We start from the raw sequence: 20,335 nt of genomic DNA, 5'->3' as shown, positions 1-20,335 counted from the left end.
GAAGGGATCCCGGCTTAGTGGAGCTTCCAGTTGACGAGGAGGGCCTTCTCGGGGAGGCCCGGCGGCGGGTAGGCGCGGAGGTTCGCGTCGTAGACGATGGCCGTCCCTCCGCTGAAGCCCGAGCCGGTGATGACCTGGGTGCGGGTGCCGTAGATCCACTGTTTCCCGGGGGAGGAACCCTCGCAGACCATGTTCGAGGTCCCTTGCTGGACGAAGTTGACCCCGACGGTGAGGATGTTCCCGCTGGCCTTGTTCCAGGCGATGCAGTTGCGGCCGAGCGCCGAGAAGGAGTTCGTCGCGCTCGCGGTGATCGAGCTCGCGCCGGCGTAATAGAGGCTGTCGTTGAAGGTGATCTTCCCGGCGGTGCTGCTGCAGTTCCCGGCCGCGTCGGCCCCGGCCACCACCGTCACCCGCCCGGCGATGATCCCCTTGATGCGGAGGTTGCAATTGTCGCAGTAGACGATCGCGCCGCTCGCCGGGATGGTGTAGCTCGCCCCGCCCACCTCGCGGAAGGTCCCCGTGGAGTAGAAGATGATGTCCTTGGTCGCCGTCGTCTTGTAGGTGTAATGGGCGTCGTAGTACTTGAAGTCGAGCGTGGGCCAGGTCACGTTGGGCACGTAGGTGTAGCGGGTCCCGTTGACGGTCGCGCCGCTGAGCGTGCCGCTGACGAAGGCGTCGCCGTCGACGACGGTCGTCGCCGTGCCGCTGAAGTTCCCCCGCACCATGACGGGGCCGCCCCGGAAGCGGACGTTGCTCCCGGTCTCGGTGAAGTTCCCGTTGACGTAGAAGCCGCCGTCGTAGACGATGTTGCTGTAGCCCAGCGACGCCGTCCCGTTGAACATCGTGCCGAACTGCGTGAGATCGGAGCTGAACTGGATGAGGGCCTCGACGCCCTTCGTCGTCAGGGGGTTCGCCGTGGTCCCGTAGATCCCGTGCGCGTTGATGTAGAGGGTGCGGTTGACCGAATCGGGGATGAAGGACACCGTCGAGTAGCCGGCCGAGTAGAAGGCCTCCGGGTGAGAGAGGGCGTCGAGGTCGTAGTGCCCGTTGTAGACGTCCTGCGAGAACTGGCGCATGTAATCGGTGAGCGCGTCGTTGGCGATCTGCGCGGCGTCCTTCTGTCGGCGCTCCTGGATGGCGCTCTTGAGGGTCTGGTTGACGAACTTGTAGAAGGTGATCCCCACCGGGAGGGCGAAGAGCAGGATGACCAGGGCCATGATGAGCGCCTGGCCCGCCTCGGTCTCAACGGCTCTTGAGCGGCAAGAGCGGCGGATAGACATCGGTCTCCACTCCATAGTCCGTCTTGTTGTCCCGGTTGCGGTCGCTGGCCAGATAGATGCGCATCATCGTGACGTAGCGCTTCTCGTTGGCCGTGTCGAGCTTCCCGTTGTTGTCTCCCATCCCGCTGGCGGGCGTCACGGAGTCCATCTCGTTGGAGCTGATGATGCCGTCGCCGTTGGCGTCGATGTTCCTTCCGAGGGCGTTGGCTTTGTTCCCGAAGTAGGTGAGCGTGAAGGAGGAGACGTCGGCCATGACCGTCTGCAGGTACTGACCGCCCCATGCCGCCTCGTTGATGCTCATGTCGGAGTAGAGCTTGCGGGAGGCCGCGTCGAGATAGAGGCGGCGGCGCACGTCGATCTTCCCGTCCCCGTCCTCGTCGTCGTCCTTGAGGTTGTAGCCGTGGCGCCACTGCGCGGTCGCGGAATCCAGCAGGCTGACGTCGTTGTCGCGGTCCCCGTCGCGGTAGTCCGGGACGCCGTCGCCGTCGCGGTCTCCGTTGGCGTCGTAGCCGGGGCTCATGTCGAGGTCCAGGACGAACTCGACGAGCGTCGGCGAGGCGATGCGGACCTCGTCGGCGTGCACGAGCAGGCGTTCGGCCTTCATGAGCCCCTGGCGCACCGCCTCCTGCCCTTCGCCGGCGTTGCGCGCGGTCATGGTGTTCTTGACCATGAAGCGCAGGACCGAGGTGAAGGCGACCGAGACGATGGCCATGATGGCCATCCCGGCCATGAGCTCGGTGAGCGTCACGCCTCTGCGGGACCTCACCATGGGACGTTGAAGGACCAGGATTCCGTGTGGTTGACCTTGTCGAGCGGGTCGGTCGCCCAGTGGTCGACGCTGACCTCGACGGTGTGGGCGCTCCCGGGGGCGAACGGCGAGGACGGGGTGTAGGAGACGGTGTCGGAGGCGGGGTCGTAGGCGTCCTCGAGGTTCGAGGAGTCGACGACGACGGCGCCGTCGAGGCTCAGGCGGATGCTCGAGGGGACGATCCCGCTCTGGTTGTCGAAGACGCGCACCGAGATCACCGGGAGCTGGGAGGAGGCCATGCCGCTGGGGACCTTGTTGGCGACGGCCGGCGCCGAGTTGTCGGTGACCGGCACCGCGACGGAGAAGGTCCAGGAGTGCGTGGTCTTATAGCCCGCGTAGTCGCCGCCTTCGGCCAGGACCGTGTAGCTGCCGTCGGCGAGGATGGGGGAGGTGCGCGAGGCGGCGTCGACCCAGGTGATGGTCCCGCGGGTGGCGTCGTAGTTGTAGGCCACCTCCGCACCGTTCACCTTCAGGGTGATGACGTCCAGGCAGATGCCGCTGACCGTCGAGGTGGCGAGCCCGACGTCCCGCAGGACGATCGAGACGTACGGGCTCTTGGTGTTCACCGTCCCCGAAGGCGTCGGGCTCGTCAGCGTCGGAAGGCCGTAGTCGTAGAGGAGCGTCCGGGGCGCCACCGGCGAGGTGTAGGCGTCCTTGGCGGACTGCGCGGTCAGGAGGTTGGAGCCCTCGGCGAGGTTGCTCGTGACGAGGGCCGGCGCGCCCGAGAAGGCGCCGGCGCCGTCGGCGGCGAGCGTCGCGAGGATCCCGGAGGCCCCGACGTAGAGGTTCACGTTCGCCAGGGGCTCCGTCTCCCCCGCGATGAGGAGCGGGGCCGAGGCGTCGGCGCGGTAGCGGACGAGGTCGGAGGGGTAGCTCTTGGCGATGGAAAGGCCCAGGGCGTTGGTCTGCGCGGCCGTGGCCTGCCGGTAGACGGTCGCGTTGTTCGAGGGCGTCGAGACCAGCAGGTTGAGCACGGCCTCGCTGGAGGGGTTCGAGTCGCCCGAGAACTGCTCGAGCGAGATGTACTCGGTGTGGCCGCAGACCCAGCGGCCGCGGCGGAAGACGTCGAGCTGGACCTTCTTGATGTGGGTGTCGGGCTGCTCGGCCACGGTGCGCCCGCCGGAGGCGTAGGTGTCGTAGAGGTCTCCGTCGCCGTTCTGGTCGAGGAAGCGGATGTTGGAATCGTAGTCGTCGATGTTGTTCCCGTTGGCGTCCGTGAACGCGATGAGGTCGGAGGTCAAGCCGTTGCCGTTGGCGTCCGAGGTGTCGCGGCGCATGAAGGTGGTCTGGACGCGGAAGCGGTCGAACTTGGAGGCGAGGAGGGTGCTCTTCAGGCCGTCGAGGACTCCCTTGTAGGGGTACGCGGCCCAGAGGCCGTGGTTCGCGTTGTTGCTGTCCGAGGCGAAGAGGTAGTAGAAGTCGATGTTCTTCAGGCGGGAGAAGCCGCTCTGCACCATGCGCGTGCAGGTCATCTGCTCGCGCGCCTTGAAGGAGACGATCATGGACTTCTGTACGAGGGCCACGAGGGCGACCGTGACGGTCGTCATGATGAGGATCGCGAGGACCGTTTCGAGAAGCATGGAGCCCCGCCGGCTCCGGAGGAGCCTGCGAAGTCCGCGGAAGCTCGTGCGCGCGTTCATCGTTCTATCCCTCACCCATAGTATCGCCCGATCCTGTGGGGGATGTGTGGATCCGTTGTGAGCGGGTTATGAATGCTTTATAATCAATCGGAAGGCGCGTGGCTAGGGCCCATCGTCCGCCGCGCGCCGCAGGTCCCCGGGGAGAGATGCCGAAGATTCTGATCATCGAGGACGATCCGGCCATCGTCGCGGCGGTCCGCAAGACCTTCACCCTCGAGAAGAGCTACGAGCTCGTCCACCTCCCGCGCCCCGAGCGCGCCGTCGAGACGGTGCGGGAACTGCGCCCGGACCTCGTCCTCCTCGACGTGATGATGCCCGGCGCCGACGGCCGCCTCGTGCTCAAGGCGCTCAAGGCCGACCGGGCGACCGCGGCCGTCCCCGTCATCTTCCTGACCGGCTGCGCCAGCACGGGGGACAAGGTCCTCGGCCTCAACCTCGGCGCCGACGACTACGTGACCAAGCCCTTCGGCGCCCTCGAACTGCTCGCCCGCATCTCGGCGGTGCTGCGGCGCTCGCAGGGGCTCCCGGGGGCCGCCCCGCCCGCGCCCGTCCCCGCGCCCGCGCGCGCGAAAGGGAAGACCCTCGAGTCCTCGGGCCTGCGCCTCGACCCGGAGAGCGGGGATGCCGCTTATAAAGGCCGCGCCCTGCATCTTCAGCCCCGGGAGTTCGAGGTCCTGCGCCTCCTCGTGGAGAGCGCCGGCCGGGTCCTGAGCCGGGTCTATCTCATGGAGAACTCCTCGTCCTACGGTCTGCCCGCCTCCCCGCGCAGCCTGGATTCCCATATCAAGAACATCCGCCGCAAGCTGGGCGCGGGCGCGAAGCTCATCGAGACCGTCCCCAAGCGCGGCTACCGCTTCCTCTCCGTCGATGCGTGAGCGCCGACAGGTCTACCTCGCCTTCCAGGGCCTGCTGACCGCCATCCTCCTGCTCTTCTTCCTTTACGAACGGCGCGAGGTCGAAGGCTGGGTCTTCAAGTTCCCGCTCCTCTGCGCGGCGCTGTTCGGCATCCTCGCCGCCCTGCGCTTCGTGTCCGAGAAGCGGCTCTCCTCGGTCCCGGGGCAGAGCGCGCTCCTCATCGGGGATGCGGTCCTCGCCTCGCTGACCGTGCACTGGTCGCAGAACCCGCAGTCGGACCTCTATCTCGCCTACTTCATGATCATCTTCGGCGCGGCGCTGACCCGCAAGCTCGCCCAATGCTTCATCGTCGCCGCCGTCGCCACGGTCTTCTACATGTGCTCGGCCTGGACCCCCATGGAGGGCCTGCCGAGCGACCCCGGCTTCTGGCTGCGCATCCCGTTCCTCTGGGTCATGGCTTTCATCGCGGCGGTGCTGTCCCAGGACGCCAGCCACGCGCGAAAGGAGGCCGAGCAGGGCTATCAGTCGCAGCTCCTTCAGATGGAGCGGCTCGCGGCCATGGGACAGCTCTCCGGCGAGGTCGCCCATCGGATCAAGGGACCGCTCACCTCCATCCTCGTCAACGCCGAGGTCCTCCAGGCGCGTCCGGGAACGCAGGAGCTGAAGGAAGAGCTCGAAGGGATACGGACCGGCGCCCTGCACTGCCGGGAGATCCTCTCAGGCCTCCTCGACCTCGGACGTGTCGAGGAGACCGTCTTCCAGCCGCTCGACCTGCGGGAGCCCGTGCGCAGCGCGCTGGACATGGCCCGCCCCCAGCTGGAGAAGCAGGGGATCCGCCTGCATGTCTCCGGGCTCGGCCGGTCGTTCCCCATCCTCGGCGACCGCACGCTCCTGCACGAGGCGGTGTATGCCGTGGTCCAGAACGCCATCGAGGCGATGCCGGGGGGGGGAGCCCTGGAGGTGCGCCTGCGTCCCGCGCACAAGAAGGCCTGGTGGTCCTATCCGGGGGACACCCTCGATTTCGCGGAGCTCGCGGTCCGGGACGACGGCGCGGGCATCGATCCCATGAAGAAGGACCGCCTCTTCACCCCCTACTTCACGACGAAGGGCCGCAAGGGGCACGGCCTGGGCTTGAGCGCCGCTCAGCGCATCCTCCACAACCACAGCGGCTACATCGAGGCGTTCAGCGACGGCCCCGGGAAGGGCGCGCGCTTCGTCTTCTCCATCCCCCGCTTCGAAAAGGCCTGAGTGCGCTTCGGATATAAAGCACCCCTCTCCCGCCATGCGGGCGACCGGACTATCGGATTCCATTCCGCGTCCGGTCTGCGGCACTATCAGCGTCGGGGTGCCGGCGAGGGGTTCGCGCTCAGCGCGGGGTGAGGGGACGGGCCTCTAGAGGCCCGTCGGCCACGACCGCACCAGGTCCTGCCAGGAGACCCGGTTGAGGATGATGTTGCGGGTGATGATGTTCTTCGAGGCTTCCTCGTCGTAGTAGACGACGACGGGAGAATTCGCGTCGAGGACGCAGCTGCCGTTGACGAGCATGGCGCCGTAGATGTCGGTGCCGCCGCCGCCGCCGCTGGTCGTGAAGTTCCCGCCGACGTACATGAAGCCGCGCACGCCCCACTTGCTTCCGCTCTGCGTGCCCGAGGTGTAGTAGTAGGTCGAGTCCTTGCCGGGGAAGGCGGTGAGCGTCGTGTCCCAGGTCCGGTAGTGGGTCCAGGAGGTCGCGTTGCGGCCGTACTGCTTCCAGGCCTCCCGCGGCATGCGCACGGTGGCGGTGCCTTCGCCCCATACGCCCGTGGCGGTCGTGAAGTTCCCGGTCACGATGAGGTTGCCGAGGATGTTGACCTTCTTCGCGCTGGAGACGTTGCCTTCGACGAAGACGGTGCCGCCGCCGGTGTAGGTGTAGCCGCTCGACCAGTTCTGGGAGGCGCTGTAGTAGGTCGAGGTGGCGTTCGCCGAGTCGCGGTAGACCTCGATCGAGATCTCGGGCTGAGGCGGGAGGGTGGCGTAGGAGTGCCACTGGACGCAGTTCGGGTCGTCGCAGTTGACGCCGGCGGAGCCGTCGGTGTCCTGGTCGACGCTCCCCGCGGACCAGAACTGCGGCCAGACGCGGCTGTTGGTGATGATGGGCAGCTTGCTGACGACGGCGCCCCACTCCACCTGGGTGTTGGCGCCGGTGAGATTGACGCCGCGCACGGCCTCGATGGCGACGTTGCCCAGGGTGTTCTGGCCGTAGACCGCCTGGATGGCGCGGACCTCCTTGTTGTAGCGGTCCTTTCCGATGCTGATGATGGTGGCCTGCTTCGATTGAGGGCCGCTCGTGATGGAGACCGCGTAGGTCCCGCCGGGGACGTCGGAATAGGCCACGTCGAACCTGAAGCCGTTGATCTGGGTCCCCAGGTTGGTCAGGTTGGCCCAGGTGATCGTAGAGGTCGTCAACGCCCGGAAGCCCTTCTCGATGCCGGATTCGGCGAGGTGGAAGGCCGTGGTGTTCTGGGCCTGCTTCTCCGTCCACTTGGCCTCGCGCTGGGTGTAGAGGACCATGAGGGGGATGAGGGTCGTCAGGATGACGAGGATGAGGAGAACCGCCGCGAGCACCTGGCCGGACTGGTTCATTCGGGGCTTCATCAGTTCATCACCCGGATCTTCTGGATGGTCAGCTCGAGGGCCTTCTTGCGGCCGAGCTGGACGTTCTTGGACATGGTCATGGAGACGCTCACGAGCGTCGGGTCGTCGGAGCGGGGGAAGGTGAAGGCGATGTAGCTGAGGTTGCGGGAGAGGATGTTCTCCTTGCCGCTGAAGCGCTGGATGAGCTGGGCGCCGTTCTGGCGGAAGGAGACGTTGCGGCCGTCGATGAGCTGGAAGTCGATGCGCGACATCGGTCCCTGTCCGCTCGGCGTGCTGATGACGATGCTCGTGGCTTTGCCCTGGCGCAGGAAGCGGTTGAGGATCTCGATGCAGGCGCGCGCGTCGCGCTGGATCTCGTTGCGGGCGGTGGTCATGAGGAAGTAGTTCTGGGCCTGGATGAGCATGCGCGGGCCCACCGAGGCGATGATGCCCACGATGGCGACCGCCATCATGAGTTCGACGAGGGAGTAGCCGGCGCGGCGCAGGGTGTTCTTCATGGGACGACGATGTTGTAAGGCGTCGTGATGCTGGGATTGACGACGACGTCCGAGAAGGTCTTGGTCGTGATGGTCACCGAGGTCGCGCCGATGATGGGGACATAGACGGAGATGTAGTAGGTCGCCGGGCCGCGCAGGTCCAGCGTATAGGTGCCGTCGGCCTTGCTCGAAGCGGAGTAGTAGGTGGTCTGCGCTCCGGCCGAGGAGGCGACGATGGAGGGCGGCGTGCTGGAGATGGCCTTCGTGCTCGCCACGATGAGCGCGCCCGTCATGTGCAGGTCGCTCCCATAGGTGACGGTCCCCGCCAGCGAGCCCAGCGCGCCGATGACCGTGAAGCTCGCGGCGAAGACCGCGTTGGCGCCCGAGACGTAGGTGTCCGTCGAGACCGGGTCCGAGGTCTGCATGGGGTCGAGGGCCGGGGAGACGACGTAGGTCCCGGTGGTCATGTTCTTGATGTAGAAGTAGCCGGTGTTGTCGGTGGAGCCGGAGCCGTACTGGTAGCCGCCGCGGTTGGCGGTGAAGATGACGTTGGGCAGCGCGGAGGTCCCGGTCGTGGCGTAGCCCTGGATGACCCCTCCCTGGGAGAGGATGAAGTCCTGTTCGGTGACCTGGCCGGTGTAGACCACGGTCTCGGAGAGGGTCTGGACGAAGCGCGTGTCGGCGTTGTTGGGGTTGGCGATGACGGTGATCGGGCCGCTCGAGACGTAGGCGAAGTAGTAGCCGCTCGTGTTCGTGTATTTGAGGACCCCGGCGGCGAGGACCTGGATGTTGTTGATGCCCCGGTTGCCGACGTCGGTGACGCGGCCGGAGATGAAGCCGCCGACCCCGGAACTCGAGAGCCGCACGAAGGGGCTGCCGGCGCTGACCCAGGTGGGCGAGGAGGAGGCGTTGGGGGCGCCAATCGAGATGAACTGGGTGACGGTGACGGTGCCGATCTGGGCGAGGTAGAGTCCGCTCGAGACCGTCAGGGTCCAGGTCCCTGTGGCCGCCGGATAGAGGCCGTAGGGCGCGTAGGGGATCAGCGTGCCGTTGCTCGGACTGCTCATGTAGGCCGTGTACGAGCGCGTCGAGGTCCCCAGGAGGTCGTCGGACTCGACGAAGGCGCCGGGCATGGGCTTGCCGGTGAGCACGGTCTGCGCGGCGTCGGCGGTCGAGAAGGGGCGGTACAGGAGGCCCGAGAAGACGCCGGCGTGGGGGAAATAGAAATCGCGGGTGTTGGAGTCGGAGTCGTAGGCGCGTCCGATCGTGTTGCTGACCACCAGCGGGCTCGAGATGCGAACGAGCTGGTCGCCCTTGTTCATGCCGTCGAGGGCATCCAGGTCGAGGAAGGTCCCCTTGTAGGAGTCGGCGGGCGGCGAGTTGTCGGCGTCGCACCAGCCCACGGCGTCGAGGAGGAGTCCGTCGTAGCGCACGAGGCGCACTCCGCCGGCTTTCCCGCCGCCTCCCGTGTCGTTGCGGATGTAGTCCTTGAGCGTCCCGCTGAGGTTGTCGTAGTGCGCGTCGGCGGTCATCCAGTTGCCGGCGACGTAGAAGAAGGTGGCGTTGGCGATGAGGTAGTACTTCGAGGGCGGGATCCAGGTCGAGACGTAGGTCAGGTCGAAGTTCTGACCCGCCCCGCCGTGGTCGTCGACGTTGAAAGCGGAGCTCTCGTCGCGGTACTCGAGCTCGAGGTACTGGTTCACGGGCCCGTCCTCGGCGACGTTGATGGCGGCGGTCGTGGGATTGAAGAGCTCGACGTACTCGATGTCCTTCAGGCTCCCCCCGCAGCTGCCGCAGGCGGTCGTGGTCGCGGCGACGACCTGGCTGATGAGGGCGATCGTGCTGGCCCAGACGGAGCCGGAGACGGTTCCCGAGCCGATCTGGGTCATCGTGAGGTCCACGATGGTCGTCCCGCCGGTGGAGACGCTGACCATGGGCCGGTTCGCGTCGTACCAGCCGGCGGAGGTGACGCGGACGGTGTAGGTGCCCGTCACGACGTTGAAGTTGTAGACGCCCGAGGCGTTGGTGGTGGCGTTCCAGTCCGGGTTCTCGACGACGCGCACGTTGGCCCCGGCCACCGAGGGGCTGACCGTCCCCCGGATGGTGCCGTCGAGCGTGTTGACGTAGGGATTCTCGTAGAGGTTCTGCAGGACGAGCTTGCGCCAGGTCCCGTCCTGCTGCCAGAGCACGTAAGAGGTGATCTGCTTGAGACCGGGGTCGGGGTAGGTGTAGGAGACGGTGGAGATGACGTTGTTGTCGGTCTGAGCGAAGGCGACGTAAGTGCCCCGTTTGAAGGTGATGCCGCCGGTGTAGATGTCCTCGGGCGGGTAGTTCGACTTGTCGTAGACGAGCGCGGGGGAGAAGTTGTTGTCGGTGACGGTGTCGGTCGTGAGCAGGAGCTTGTAGTAGGAGAGGTTCTTGAGGTTCTCGACCTTCTCCTGCGCGAGGTTGATGGCGAGGGTGCGCGCCCGGGAGATGCGGATGGACTTGCTGATGTACTGGAATGCGCCGGTCAGCCCGAGGATCGCGATCGAAAGGATCGAGACGGCGACCATGAGCTCGACGAGGGTCACGCCGCGGCGGCCGCGGTTAAAGGAAAAGGTCTTCATCGTGCGCGCGCGATAGTATAGGGCTCCGAGGGGAGACGCGCAAGACGATTTGCGTCATGTCCGCCTGAACTCGGCCATGAGGCGTTCGACCAGGACGCGCAGGTCCCGCGCACGACTCGCGTCCAGGGGCGGGGTCAGGAGGTTCCGCCGTGCGCCGGGATCCGCGGAGAGGTCGTAGAAGGAGCGCTCGGCGTTGAGGGCGTCGGCGATGTAGAGATAACGGCCCTCTTCGAGCAGGCCCCAGACCGTGCTGAAGCTGGAGGCGAGCAGCCGCGTCCCCGGACCGGGGTCGAGCTCCCCTTCGCGCAGGAAGAGCGGTCGCCCACGCAGGGGGCCGCCCTTCAGCGGGCTCTGCCCGAGCAGGGCGTAGAGCGTCGGCGTCAGGTCGGTGAGGAAGGCGGGGGAGCGGACCGGGCTCAGCTCTTTGCTGAACGCGCGGGGTACGCGCAGGACCAGCGGGATGCGCAGCACCTGCGGGCGCAGGGTGTCGGCGTGGCCCCAGAGCCCGTCCTCGCCGAGCAGGTCGCCGTGGTCGGCCGTCAGGACGACGATGCTCCGCTCCCAGAGGCCCGCGCGCTTGAGGTCCGCGACGAAGCGGCCGAAGCAGGCGTCGACGCCGCGCACGCGCTCGGCGTAGCGCTCGGCGCCTTCCGCGCGCCGGTCGCCGTCCCGGATGCGCAGAGCGATGTGCAGGTCTTCGGGGCGCGAATAGACGAAGACCGGCGTCCCGGCTGCGGCCTGCGGGAGCAAGGCCGCGAGCTCCCGCGTCGTATTGCAGAAGCGATAATCTCCGACGGCGCCCTCGTCGAGGAGGCGGTCTCCGGGCGCCTGGGCGAGGAAGCGGCGCAGGTAGACGTCGAGCCCGAGCCAGCGGCGGTAGCCCGCGCGCGCGAGCAGGCGGCCGAGGTTGTCGATCTCCGGGAAGCCCGCCGGCGGCTGGCGATGCGGCAGGACGCCGCCGGCCCAGAGCGAGGGCTGGGCGAGGCCGGTGCCGCCGTACTGCGTGAAGGCGTCGAAGGCGAAGGCGCCCTCCTCGCGGGAGAAGGCCTCGAAAGCCGGGGTACGGACGCGGGCGTCGGGGTAGGCGCTCACATGGTCGCGGCGGAGGCTGTCGATGACGAACACGAAGACGTGGGGGAGAGGGGAAGGGAAGGGCTTCCAGACGTCGACGAGCGCGGGGTCCCGCGGGTGCAGGGGGGCGCCGGCGGGGAGGTTCGTGCGCGCGCGCAGGAACGCGAAGAGCGGGTCCTCGGCGGTCCGCGCGAAGAGGCGGCGCGCCGCGCGCAGAGAGGGGTCGCGGAGCTCCTGCGCGCGCAGGCCGCGCTCGAGCGCGGAGACCGCCGCGCCGCCGGAGAGCCGCAGCGCGAGCAGGAGCACGGCCGCGGGGACGACGGCCAGCGACGCCCATTCGGGTCGACGGAGACGGGGGAGCGGGGAGGCGTAAGCGAGGGCTGCGAGCGCCGCCCAGAGCGCCGGAGCGCTCAGCGTGCGCAGGAGGTCTCCCCAGTCTCGGCCGGGGAGGAGGAGCTGGAGCCCCCAGAAGGCCGCGCCGCCGCCGGCGACGGCTCCCCATGCGGCCGGTGCGGAGAGGCGGCCCAGGGGCGCGCAGAGGAACGCCGTTCCCGAGGGGAGCGGGTGCTTCGCGCAGGCGCGGCAGACGCCTCCCCAGGAGGAGGCGAGCGCGGCGCCGGCCGCGAGGGCGGCGCAGAAGGCCCACGGTGCGCGCACGGCGAGCGGGGCGCAGAAGGCGTCGTGAAAAAGGAGCGCCGCGCCCGCCGCCAGCAGAGAGAGCAGGGCGGCGGCCTCCGCGCGGGCTCCGCCTCCCGCCCAGCGCACGAGCTCGCGGGCGAGCGCCCATGAGGCGGCGGCCGCCGCGGCGAGCAGGAGATGGAGGAGGAGGCTCCAGCTCGCGCCCAGCGCCCAGCTCTCCGCGTCGGCGCGGGCGGCGAGACCGAGCGAGGAGAACGTCCAGGAGAGCAGCGCGGCGGCGAAGAGGGCCGTGACGACGCGTCCGCCCTCGGGCCCGTCCTCGCGCAGGCGCCAGTGAAGAGGCGGTGCGAGGGGGAAGAGCGCTCCCTCCCAGGCCGACAGGGGGAGCCAGGCCAGGAGCGCCTGCATGGGCGCCCAGTCCGCCGGCAGCCGCAGCGGCGGCGACATCAGCAGTCCGGCTCCGGACGCGGCGAGCGCGGCCGTGAACGGAGCGATGCTCCTGCGCGCGTCGCGACGCGCCAGGCGCAGCAGTGAGAGGGCGGCGAGCGCGGCGAAGAGTGCGCCGGGATGAGCGCGGAAGGTCTCGACGGCTGCGGGCAGGCGGTGCGCCTCGAGGAGCTGCGGCCCCTGCGCTCCGAGCGCGAAGAGCGCGGAGACGGCGATGAGAAGGCCCCAGAGTCCCCAGAGCGTGCGCAGCGCCAGGTCGAGAGGGTTCACTTGTGCTGCTCCCGTTCGAGGGCCGCCGGCAGGAGCAGGCGGCGACGCCGGGATTCTCGGAGATCGCCGACCGCCTCGGCCGTCGAGACGCCCAGGTCGAGGGCGCCGCTGCTCATCGGAGAGACCCTCAGGACCGCGCGGACCTCGGCCTCGGCGTCCGCCGGCCGGCCCTGGCGCAGGCGGACGCGCGCGATCGCCAGGCGGGGCCCGAGGAAGGCCGGAGAGCGCGCGAGCCTGCGGTAGACCTCCACGGCCTCCGCGTAGCGGCCGCGGCGTTCGAGGAACATCCCGAAGTTGAAGAGTCCTTCGATGTTGTCGGGGTCCAGGACCGCGCATCGCCGGTAGGCGGCGAGGGCCTCGTCGTAGCGCCCCAGCATCTCGAGGGGGAGCATGAGGTTGAGGCAGGTCAGCGGGTTCTCCGGCGCGAGGCGGAAGAGCCGCTCCCCGACGGCCAGCTCCGCGGGCCAATCCTCGAGCTGCTGCATCGCGAGGCCGAGGGTGCTCAGCACGAGGAGCTCGTCGGGCTGCTCCTTGGCGAGGCGTTCGAGCAGCACGCGGGCCTCGGCGGGCCGGCCCGCGTCGAGCGCGAGCGTGGCGCGCTCCATGAGCCGACGGTTCCCGCTCGCCGCGTCCGGCCGCGCAAGGAGGGAACCGCACGCGAAGGCCGCGAGGCCGAGGAGCGCCCAGGCGGCGGCGCGCAGCGGCCGGTTCCGCGCGAAGGGGATGTTCACCGCGCCCATGATACCATTCGGCGGGAATCCTGACTCGGGATTCCCGCCGAGGGTATAAAACCGAGCCCCCGGGGTCTCATTCACCCCGGGGGCTTCCGTCGGACCCGACGACGTCCGTCAGGTCTTCAGGAGCACTCCGAGTAGCCGCAGTCCTTGCAGGACGGCCCCGAGCAGCCGGACTCGTGTGCCACGTTGGAGGAGTAACACTTCGGGCAGTGCTGGGTCTTCGCGAGCTCCAGGAGGGCGTCGACGGTCTTGTTCGCCTCCTCGGAGTTGCTGTCGGAGATCCAGCCCGTGTGCTTCAGGTGCTGGCGCAGGGCCACGGCGACCGCGTGCGGGATGGAGTCGATGCGGTTCTCGCCGAAGCCCAGGGGGCGGTCGCCCTTGACCGCGTTGAGGTGCTTGAGGATCCGGATGGGGTCGCCGCCCTCGGCGAGGTACTTCGAGAGCAGGATCCCGATGACCGACGTGAGCCCCGAGATCTCGGTGCCCAGCGGCGGGATGTTCGTGAAGACCTGGTAAGGCCCGCGCTCGTCGTAGTTGATGTGGATGTGGAGCGGACCGTAGCCGGTCTTGATGAGGTAGTACTCCGACTTCACCCCGAAGGACTCGGTCGGGTCGCGGCGGCGCTTCTTCGAGGCGGTCTCGGCCGGGGCGTTGAGGTTGAGCACCTGCTGCGACTTGGAGCCGTCGCGGTAGATGGTGATGCCCTTGCAGCCCAGGTCGTAGGCCAGCTGGTAGGCGTGCTTCACGTCCTCCAGCGTCGCGGTGTTGGGGAGGTTGATGGTCTTGGAGACCCCGTTGTCGCAGTGGCGCTGGAAGGCGGCCTGGATGCGCACGTGGTGCTCGACGGAGACGTCGTGCGCGGTCGGGAAGAGCGCCTGGATGCGCTCGGGCACCTCGGCGATGCCGCGCACCGACTTGTGGTTGTCGTTGATCTTCTTCCACAGGTCGGCCTTGGAGAGCCCGAAGTAGTGGTTGTCCTCGGCGACTTCCTTGAAGAGCGGATTGACCTCGAAGAACACGTCCTTCGCCTCGGGGGTCTGCCCCTGCTTGAGGGCGTCGAGGGCCTTCGCGTTGTAGCGCGTGTAGGCCACCGCGAAGAAGGGCTCGATGCCGCTGCCGTGCAGGCCGGCCGCGATGGCGATGGTGCCCGTGGGGGCGATCGTCGTGCGCGCGCAGTTGCGGGGCTGGGCGGCGGAGCCGCGGTAGTTGCCGCTCTCCGGGTCGAAGATGGAGTCCTTCCAGTTCGGGAAGACCCCCCGCTCCTTGGCGATGCGCTCGGAGGCCTCGCGCGCCGTGGTGTTGATGGCGCGCATGAGCTTCTCCGCGAAGGCCAGCGCCTCGGGGGAGTCGTAGGCGATGCCGATCTTCACCAGCGTCTCGGCCCAGCCCATGACGCCCAGGCCGATGCGGCGGTTGCCCTTGGCCATGCGCTCGATCTCGGGGATCGGGTAGTTGTTGACGTCGATGACGTCGTCGAGGAAGCGGACGGCCGTCGTCACCGCCTGCTCCAGGCGCTTGAAGTCGAAGGTCCCTTCGGTGAGCGGGCCCGTGACGAAGTTCGCGAGGTTGAGCGAGCCCAGGTTGCAGGGCTCCCAGGGCAGCAGCGGCTGCTCTCCGCAGGGGTTGGTGCTCTCGATCTGACCGAGCGACGGCGTCGGGTTGGAGCTCGAGGAGTTGATGCGGTCGATGACGACGTAGCCGGGGTCGCCGGACTTCCAGGCGTTCTCGACCATGAGGTCCCAGATCTCGCGGGCTCGGATCTTGCCCGTGGGCTCCTTCGTGCGGGGATGGACCAGGTCGTACTCGGTGTCCTCGGCGACCGCGCGCATGAACTCCGCGTCGACGCCGACGGAGATGTTGAAGTTCTCCATCACGCCGGGGGTGTTCTTCATCGTGATGAACTCGCGGATCTCGGGGTGGTTCACGTTCAGGATGCCCATGTTGGCGCCCCGGCGCGTCCCGCCCTGCTTGACCACGTCGGTCATCTTGTCGAAGATCTGCATGAAGGAGATGGCGCCGGAGGCGACGCCCTGGGTCTTCTTCACGATGTCGCCCTTGGGCCGCAGACGGCTGAAGGCGAAGCCCGTGCCGCCGCCCGACTTCTGGATGAGCGACTGGGCGGTCACGGCCTTCGTGATGCCCTCCATGGAGTCCGGCACCGGGAGCACATAGCAGGCGGAGAGCTGCTGGAGCTCGCGGCCGGCGTTCATAAGGGTAGGGGAGTTCGGGAGGAAGTCCCAGTTCGCCATGAGGTTGTAGAAGCGCGCGGTCCAGACCTCGTGGGTCTTCGCGGCCTCGGGGACCTTCTTGGAGACGGTCTCGAGGTTCTTCATGAGGCGCATGAAGTTCGCGTCGCGCTCGGAGGTCTCGTTGGCGCCCTCGTGGAAGAGGGTCATCAGGGGCTCCCGGACGCCGTCGGCCGGGGCGGGCGAGTTCTCCACGGTGTAGCGGACGCCCTCGAAGACGCCCCACTTCTCGGCGTCGGGGTGGTTGAGGATCTCGGAGAGGGCGACGTTCCGGGCGACTCCGTCGAGCCAGGTCTCGATGCTGGCGGCGTCGCGCAGATACTTGTCCTTGATGACCTTCTGCTGATTCTCGTTGGCGTGGATCTTGGAGATGCGGGTTGCTTTGTCTGCGGCGGTCTTCTGTTTCACTCGTGGCTCACCTTGCGTCGGAATGTCGCTTCGAAAAGCGTGGAGTGAAGTATATCGCCGCGCATTTTCAGTGTCAAATCCTCCGTCGAGGAACGTCGTTTTCAGCGGACCCAAAAAACGCATAGGTCCATGGTCTTGAAAACCCGCCTGGAGGATTTAATGATAGTCGATGGTAAAACATGGAATATGCTCCGTCGTGGTCCCGACGGGGGCGGCGCGAAATCCATCAGACGGAAGAGGCCGGCAGAAGCGCCGATAACATCTGTTAATCCTTTAAAAATAAGGTGATTTTCGAAGTGCGACATCAGGGGGGATGAGCAGGGGACAGGATGATTAGAGCAATCGATGATAAAGAACGGCACGCAAAGGCATGTGGAGCGCCTTATTTGACATTTCATCTCCTCGCGAAGGAACGCCCGTTCAGCGCCTTCGCGCCGTCCGACGAGGAACCCGTCCCCCGGGTACGTGCGGAACACTTGCGCAATCGCCGGGCTTTTCGTATAATGGTCGGGTTATGTACGCGATCATCGAGACGGGTGGAAAGCAGTATTGGGTCGTGCCCGGAGATACCCTGCGCGTCGAGAAGCTCGAGGCTAAGGAAGGAACGGAGCTCGTACTCAAGGCCCTCTGGGCCGCTTCGGAGGGGCAGGAAGCCGGCAAGCCCGCCCCCGCGAAGCAATCGGCCCAGGTCAAGGTGGAGATCCTCCGCCAAGTGAAGGGTCCCAAGATCATCGTCTTCAAGAAGCGACCGAAGAAGAACTATGTCCGCCGCATGGGTCACCGTCAGGCGCTGACGGAGATCCGCGTGAAGGACATCGTCATCAATTAAGGTCGAGGCGGTTTCCCATGGCGCACACAAAAGCACAGGGCTCGAGCCAGAACGGACGCGACAGCAACGGCCAGCGTCTGGGCGTCAAGAGCTACGGCGGACAGAAGGTCCGGTCGGGCATGGTCATCGTCCGCCAGCGCGGCACGAAGTTCCTCCCCGGCCTCAACGTCGGCCGCGGCAAGGACGACACGCTCTTCGCGACCGCGGACGGCGTCGTGACCTTTCAGTGGGCTCGGAAGGACAAGAAGCGCATCAGCGTCCTTCCCGCCTGAGACCGGCCTCGCCGGTCCACGAAAGAACAGGATGCGGCCTCCGCATCCTGTTCTTTCTTAGGAGACATCATGGCATTCGTCGATAAGGTCCGCGTCTTCGTCGCGGCGGGAACCGGCGGCAACGGCTGCCTTTCCTTCCTGCGCGAGAAGTTCCGGCCTTTCGGAGGCCCCGACGGCGGCGACGGCGGCCGGGGCGGGGACGTCGTCTTCATCCCGAACCCCAACCTCTCCACGCTCGTGGACTTCGCCTATCGGCGGCGCCTGCTCGCCGAGTGCGGCTCCAACGGCAAGGGCACGCGCAAGTCCGGCAGCGCGGGCAAGGACCTCGTCGTCCACGTCCCTCTCGGGACCGTGGTCGTCCGGGACGGACGCGTCCTCGCCGACCTCTCGACCCCCGGCGTGCCCTGGCGGGCGGCCCGCGGCGGCCGCGGCGGCCGCGGCAACTACGCCTTCAAGAGCCAGCGCAACACCGCGCCGCGCATCTGCGAGAAGGGGGAGCCCGGCGAGGAGCACGAGCTCGTCCTCGAGCTCAAGCTCATCGCCGACGTGGGGCTCGCCGGCTTCCCCAACGCGGGGAAGTCCACGCTGCTCGCGCGCGTCTCCAACGCCCGCCCCAAGATCGCCGACTATCCGTTCACGACCCTCTCGCCCAACCTCGGGCTCGTCACCCACAAGGAGCGCGGCTTCGTGATGGCCGACATCCCGGGGCTCATCGAGGGGGCGCACACGGGCAAGGGCCTGGGCGACGAGTTCCTGCGCCACGTCGAGCGCACGCGCCTGCTCGTGCATCTCGTCGACCCCCAGGGCTTCGGGACCTCCGACGCGCTCGACGGCGTGCGCGTCATCGAGGCCGAGCTCAAGGGCTACAGCCCGGCGCTCGCCGCCAAGCCCCGCGTCCTCGCGGTCAACAAGGCCGACCTGCCCGGCGCCAAGGAGCTGTACGCGAAGCTCAAGCGCCGCTACCCCAAGCGCCGCATCTTCCTCATCAGCGCCGCCACCGGAGAAGGGGTGAAGGGGCTGCTCGACGTGCTGATCGCCGACCTCGCCCGGATCCCGCTGACGAAGCCCGCGCTGCGCGTCGAGGCGGACGAGGACGCGGACATCGTGCGCCTCGAGAAGGGCTTCGCGGTCGAGCGGCTCGGGGAGGGCGCCTTCGGCGTGAGCGGACCCGCCCTCGAGCGCCTGACGGCGATGACCGACATGACGCTCGAGGAGTCGGTGGACCGCTTCCAGAACATCCTCAAGCGGGTGGGCGTCGAGAAGGCCCTGCATCGGGCGGGGATCAAGGAGGGGGACACCGTGCGCATAGGGAAGACGGAGTTCGAATGGTCCGAGGCCAAGCGCGCGTACAAGGTCTATAAGGGAGCGGGGAGGAAGCATTGAAGACTCTCGAGTTCTACGAGGCGAAGGCGGAGGATCCCTCCGACGCCGGCGCCGCCTACGCGTTCTGCCAGCGCCTCGCCGACCGTCACCCCGAGAACTTCCCCGTCGCCTCTCCCATGCTTTCGCGCCGACTGCGCCGCCACGTCGCCGCGGTCTACGCCTTCGCGCGCATCGCCGACGACATCGCCGACGAGGCGGAGCACAAGGACGCCCGCCTCGAGCGCCTCCGGGACTGGCGCCGCCAGCTCGACGCCGTGGGCCGGGAGACGCCGAAGCACCCCGTTTTCGTCGCCCTGGCCGATACCTTCCGCGCCCTCGACCTGCCCCGCGGGCCCTTCGAGGAACTCCTCGACGCCGCTCTCCAGGACTGCACGAAGACCCGCTACGAGACCTTCGAGGAGCTCCTCGACTACTGCCGGCGCTCGGCGGACCCGGTCGGCCGACTCGTCCTCATGATCCACGGCTACCGCGACCCGGAGCTCTTCAAGCTCTCCGACTGCGTCTGCTCGGGCCTGCGCCTCGTCGACTTCATGCAGGACCTCTCCGGGGACCTCAAGCGCGACCGCATCTACCTTCCCCAGGAGGACTTCCGGGCCTGCGGCTACAGCGAGGCCGACCTGCGCATGGGCGTGGCCAACGAGCGCTTCCGCAACCTCGTGAAGCTGACCTGGAAGCGCACGAAGGCCCTTTTCGAGGAAGGACGCCCGCTCTCCGCTCGGCTGGACTGGCCGCTGCGCTGGGAGGTCCGCTTGACCTGGTTCGGCGGCATGGAGGTCCTGCGAAAGGTGCGCAAGCAGGGCTTCGACACGCTCCACCGGCGCCCCCGGATCGGCGTTTTCGACTGGCCCCCGCTCGCCTTCAAAACGCTGACACGGCGATGAGCGCTCCGGAGTCCGGCTCCAACTTCTCGCTCGCGTTCCTGTTCCTTTCCGCGCCCCAGCGCGAGGCCCTGCGCGCGGTCTACGCCTGGTGCCGGCACGTCGACGACGTGGTGGATTCCGGGGCGCTGCCGCCGCCGGAGGCGGCGCGCGCTCTGGAGGAGTGGCGCTCCGAGATCGAGCGGCTCTATGAAGGGAAGGAGACCCACCCGCTCGCCCGGCGACTGCGCCCCCATGTGCTGGCCTATCGCCTGCCCAAGGCGGCCTTCCTCGACGTCCTCGCCGGCGTGCGCATGGATCTCGAGCGCACCCGCTACGAGACCTACGCGGACCTCGAGCGCTACCTCTACGGCGTGGCCGGCGCCGTCGGCCTGCTCTGCGTCGAGATCTTCGGCTACAAGCGCACCCCGCCCGAGCGCGTGCGCGAGTACGCGGTGGCCATGGGCAACGCCTTCCAGCTCACGAACATCCTGCGCGACGTGGGCGGCGACCTCGAGCGCGGCCGCATCTACCTGCCGCTCGAGGACCTGCGCGCCGCCGGCTGCAGCGAGGACGCCGTCGTGCACCGGCGCTACGGCCCGGAGTTCACGCGCCTCATGAGCCGGCAGTACGAGCGCGCCAAGGAGTACTACCGGAAGGCGCGGACCCTCCTCGAGCCCGAGGACCGGGTCGCGATGCTCCCGGCCGAGGTCATGGCCGAGGTCTACGAAGAGGTCCTCGAGCGGGTGCGCGCCGAGAACTACCGCGTCTTCTTCCAGCGCGTGGGCCTGAGCACCGGCCGCAAGCTCGTGCTCGCCGGACGCGCCTGGGCCCGGACCCACGGCATCTACTAGAATATCCCCAGGAGCCCCGT

Annotated in this window: 16 protein-coding genes; 7 read left to right on the top strand and 9 right to left on the bottom strand. The window is 67.9% G+C overall.

Annotation, left to right across the window (positions count from 1 at the left end):
- Positions 1-14 precede the first annotated feature (14 nt).
- The 3 genes from WC969_10695 to WC969_10685 are packed head-to-tail and all read right to left on the bottom strand — an operon-like array spanning position 15 to position 3,668.
- Positions 15-1,217 (bottom strand): hypothetical protein, encoded by a 1,203-nt coding sequence (locus tag WC969_10695; protein ID MFA6030312.1) that lies wholly within the window; start codon positions 1,215-1,217, stop codon positions 15-17.
- Between the two features lie 25 nt (positions 1,218-1,242).
- Complete coding sequence (locus tag WC969_10690) at positions 1,243-2,049, bottom strand: prepilin-type N-terminal cleavage/methylation domain-containing protein (GenBank protein MFA6030311.1); 807 nt, start codon at positions 2,047-2,049, stop codon at positions 1,243-1,245.
- Positions 2,043-3,668 (bottom strand): hypothetical protein, encoded by a 1,626-nt coding sequence (locus WC969_10685; protein ID MFA6030310.1) that lies wholly within the window; start codon positions 3,666-3,668, stop codon positions 2,043-2,045. The genes WC969_10690 and WC969_10685 overlap by 7 nt, the downstream gene beginning before the upstream one ends.
- A 206-nt stretch (positions 3,669-3,874) precedes the next feature.
- Here WC969_10685 and WC969_10680 point away from each other — a divergent pair, with 206 nt between their 5' ends.
- Both WC969_10680 and WC969_10675 read left to right on the top strand, forming a co-directional pair.
- Complete coding sequence (locus tag WC969_10680; protein MFA6030309.1) at positions 3,875-4,603, top strand: response regulator transcription factor; 729 nt, start codon at positions 3,875-3,877, stop codon at positions 4,601-4,603.
- On the top strand, positions 4,596-5,831 hold the full coding sequence (locus tag WC969_10675; protein MFA6030308.1) for a HAMP domain-containing sensor histidine kinase: 1,236 nt from the start codon (positions 4,596-4,598) through the stop codon (positions 5,829-5,831). The genes WC969_10680 and WC969_10675 overlap by 8 nt, the downstream gene beginning before the upstream one ends.
- A gap of 144 nt (positions 5,832-5,975) precedes the next feature.
- On the opposite strand, the gene WC969_10670 is transcribed toward WC969_10675, so the two are convergent.
- The 6 genes from WC969_10670 to WC969_10645 form a co-directional block, all read right to left on the bottom strand.
- Complete coding sequence (locus WC969_10670) at positions 5,976-7,217, bottom strand: hypothetical protein (protein ID MFA6030307.1); 1,242 nt, start codon at positions 7,215-7,217, stop codon at positions 5,976-5,978.
- A complete protein-coding gene (locus WC969_10665) occupies positions 7,217-7,714 on the bottom strand; it encodes a prepilin-type N-terminal cleavage/methylation domain-containing protein (GenBank protein MFA6030306.1) in 498 nt (165 codons plus the stop codon). Before WC969_10665 ends, WC969_10670 begins: the two co-directional genes overlap by 1 nt.
- A complete protein-coding gene (locus WC969_10660; GenBank protein ID MFA6030305.1) occupies positions 7,711-10,302 on the bottom strand; it encodes a carboxypeptidase regulatory-like domain-containing protein in 2,592 nt (863 codons plus the stop codon). The genes WC969_10665 and WC969_10660 overlap by 4 nt, the downstream gene beginning before the upstream one ends.
- Before the next feature lie 54 nt (positions 10,303-10,356).
- On the bottom strand, positions 10,357-12,729 hold the full coding sequence (locus tag WC969_10655; protein MFA6030304.1) for a sulfatase-like hydrolase/transferase: 2,373 nt from the start codon (positions 12,727-12,729) through the stop codon (positions 10,357-10,359).
- On the bottom strand, positions 12,726-13,460 hold the full coding sequence (locus tag WC969_10650; GenBank protein MFA6030303.1) for a tetratricopeptide repeat protein: 735 nt from the start codon (positions 13,458-13,460) through the stop codon (positions 12,726-12,728). Before WC969_10650 ends, WC969_10655 begins: the two co-directional genes overlap by 4 nt.
- Before the next feature lie 125 nt (positions 13,461-13,585).
- On the bottom strand, positions 13,586-16,120 hold the full coding sequence (locus WC969_10645; GenBank protein ID MFA6030302.1) for an adenosylcobalamin-dependent ribonucleoside-diphosphate reductase: 2,535 nt from the start codon (positions 16,118-16,120) through the stop codon (positions 13,586-13,588).
- 514 nt (positions 16,121-16,634) lie between these two features.
- On the opposite strand from WC969_10645, the gene rplU reads away from it, so the two are divergent.
- From rplU to hpnD, 5 genes are all read left to right on the top strand, one after another.
- Positions 16,635-16,949 (top strand): 50S ribosomal protein L21, encoded by a 315-nt coding sequence (gene rplU / locus WC969_10640; protein MFA6030301.1) that lies wholly within the window; start codon positions 16,635-16,637, stop codon positions 16,947-16,949.
- Between the two features lie 17 nt (positions 16,950-16,966).
- Positions 16,967-17,221: a 50S ribosomal protein L27 gene (gene rpmA / locus WC969_10635; protein ID MFA6030300.1), complete on the top strand. Its 255-nt coding sequence runs from the start codon at positions 16,967-16,969 to the stop codon at positions 17,219-17,221.
- Between the two features lie 69 nt (positions 17,222-17,290).
- Complete coding sequence (obgE, locus tag WC969_10630; GenBank protein MFA6030299.1) at positions 17,291-18,604, top strand: GTPase ObgE; 1,314 nt, start codon at positions 17,291-17,293, stop codon at positions 18,602-18,604.
- Positions 18,601-19,485 (top strand): squalene synthase HpnC, encoded by an 885-nt coding sequence (hpnC, locus tag WC969_10625; protein MFA6030298.1) that lies wholly within the window; start codon positions 18,601-18,603, stop codon positions 19,483-19,485. The genes obgE and hpnC overlap by 4 nt, the downstream gene beginning before the upstream one ends.
- Positions 19,482-20,315, top strand: coding sequence for a presqualene diphosphate synthase HpnD (gene hpnD, locus WC969_10620; GenBank protein ID MFA6030297.1), 834 nt, complete (start codon positions 19,482-19,484; stop codon positions 20,313-20,315). Before hpnC ends, hpnD begins: the two co-directional genes overlap by 4 nt.
- Positions 20,316-20,335 lie beyond the last annotated feature (20 nt).

This window comes from Elusimicrobiota bacterium, assembly GCA_041660925.1.
Classification (GTDB): domain Bacteria; phylum Elusimicrobiota; class Elusimicrobia; order UBA1565; family UBA1565; genus JBAZUV01.
Note: the sequence above shows the minus strand (reverse complement) of the source record. Positions and strands in the feature narration are given on the sequence as shown.

Coding starts and splice junctions, on each gene's coding strand:
- WC969_10695 (MFA6030312.1), bottom strand. CDS start 1,217: ATGGCCCTGGTCATCCTGCTCTTCGCCCTCCCGGTGGGGATCACCTTC.
- WC969_10690 (MFA6030311.1), bottom strand. CDS start 2,049: ATGGTGAGGTCCCGCAGAGGCGTGACGCTCACCGAGCTCATGGCCGGG.
- WC969_10685 (MFA6030310.1), bottom strand. CDS start 3,668: ATGCTTCTCGAAACGGTCCTCGCGATCCTCATCATGACGACCGTCACG.
- WC969_10680 (MFA6030309.1), top strand. CDS start 3,875: ATGCCGAAGATTCTGATCATCGAGGACGATCCGGCCATCGTCGCGGCG.
- WC969_10675 (MFA6030308.1), top strand. CDS start 4,596: ATGCGTGAGCGCCGACAGGTCTACCTCGCCTTCCAGGGCCTGCTGACC.
- WC969_10670 (MFA6030307.1), bottom strand. CDS start 7,217: ATGAAGCCCCGAATGAACCAGTCCGGCCAGGTGCTCGCGGCGGTTCTC.
- WC969_10665 (MFA6030306.1), bottom strand. CDS start 7,714: ATGAAGAACACCCTGCGCCGCGCCGGCTACTCCCTCGTCGAACTCATG.
- WC969_10660 (MFA6030305.1), bottom strand. CDS start 10,302: ATGAAGACCTTTTCCTTTAACCGCGGCCGCCGCGGCGTGACCCTCGTC.
- rplU (MFA6030301.1), top strand. CDS start 16,635: ATGTACGCGATCATCGAGACGGGTGGAAAGCAGTATTGGGTCGTGCCC.
- rpmA (MFA6030300.1), top strand. CDS start 16,967: ATGGCGCACACAAAAGCACAGGGCTCGAGCCAGAACGGACGCGACAGC.
- obgE (MFA6030299.1), top strand. CDS start 17,291: ATGGCATTCGTCGATAAGGTCCGCGTCTTCGTCGCGGCGGGAACCGGC.
- hpnD (MFA6030297.1), top strand. CDS start 19,482: ATGAGCGCTCCGGAGTCCGGCTCCAACTTCTCGCTCGCGTTCCTGTTC.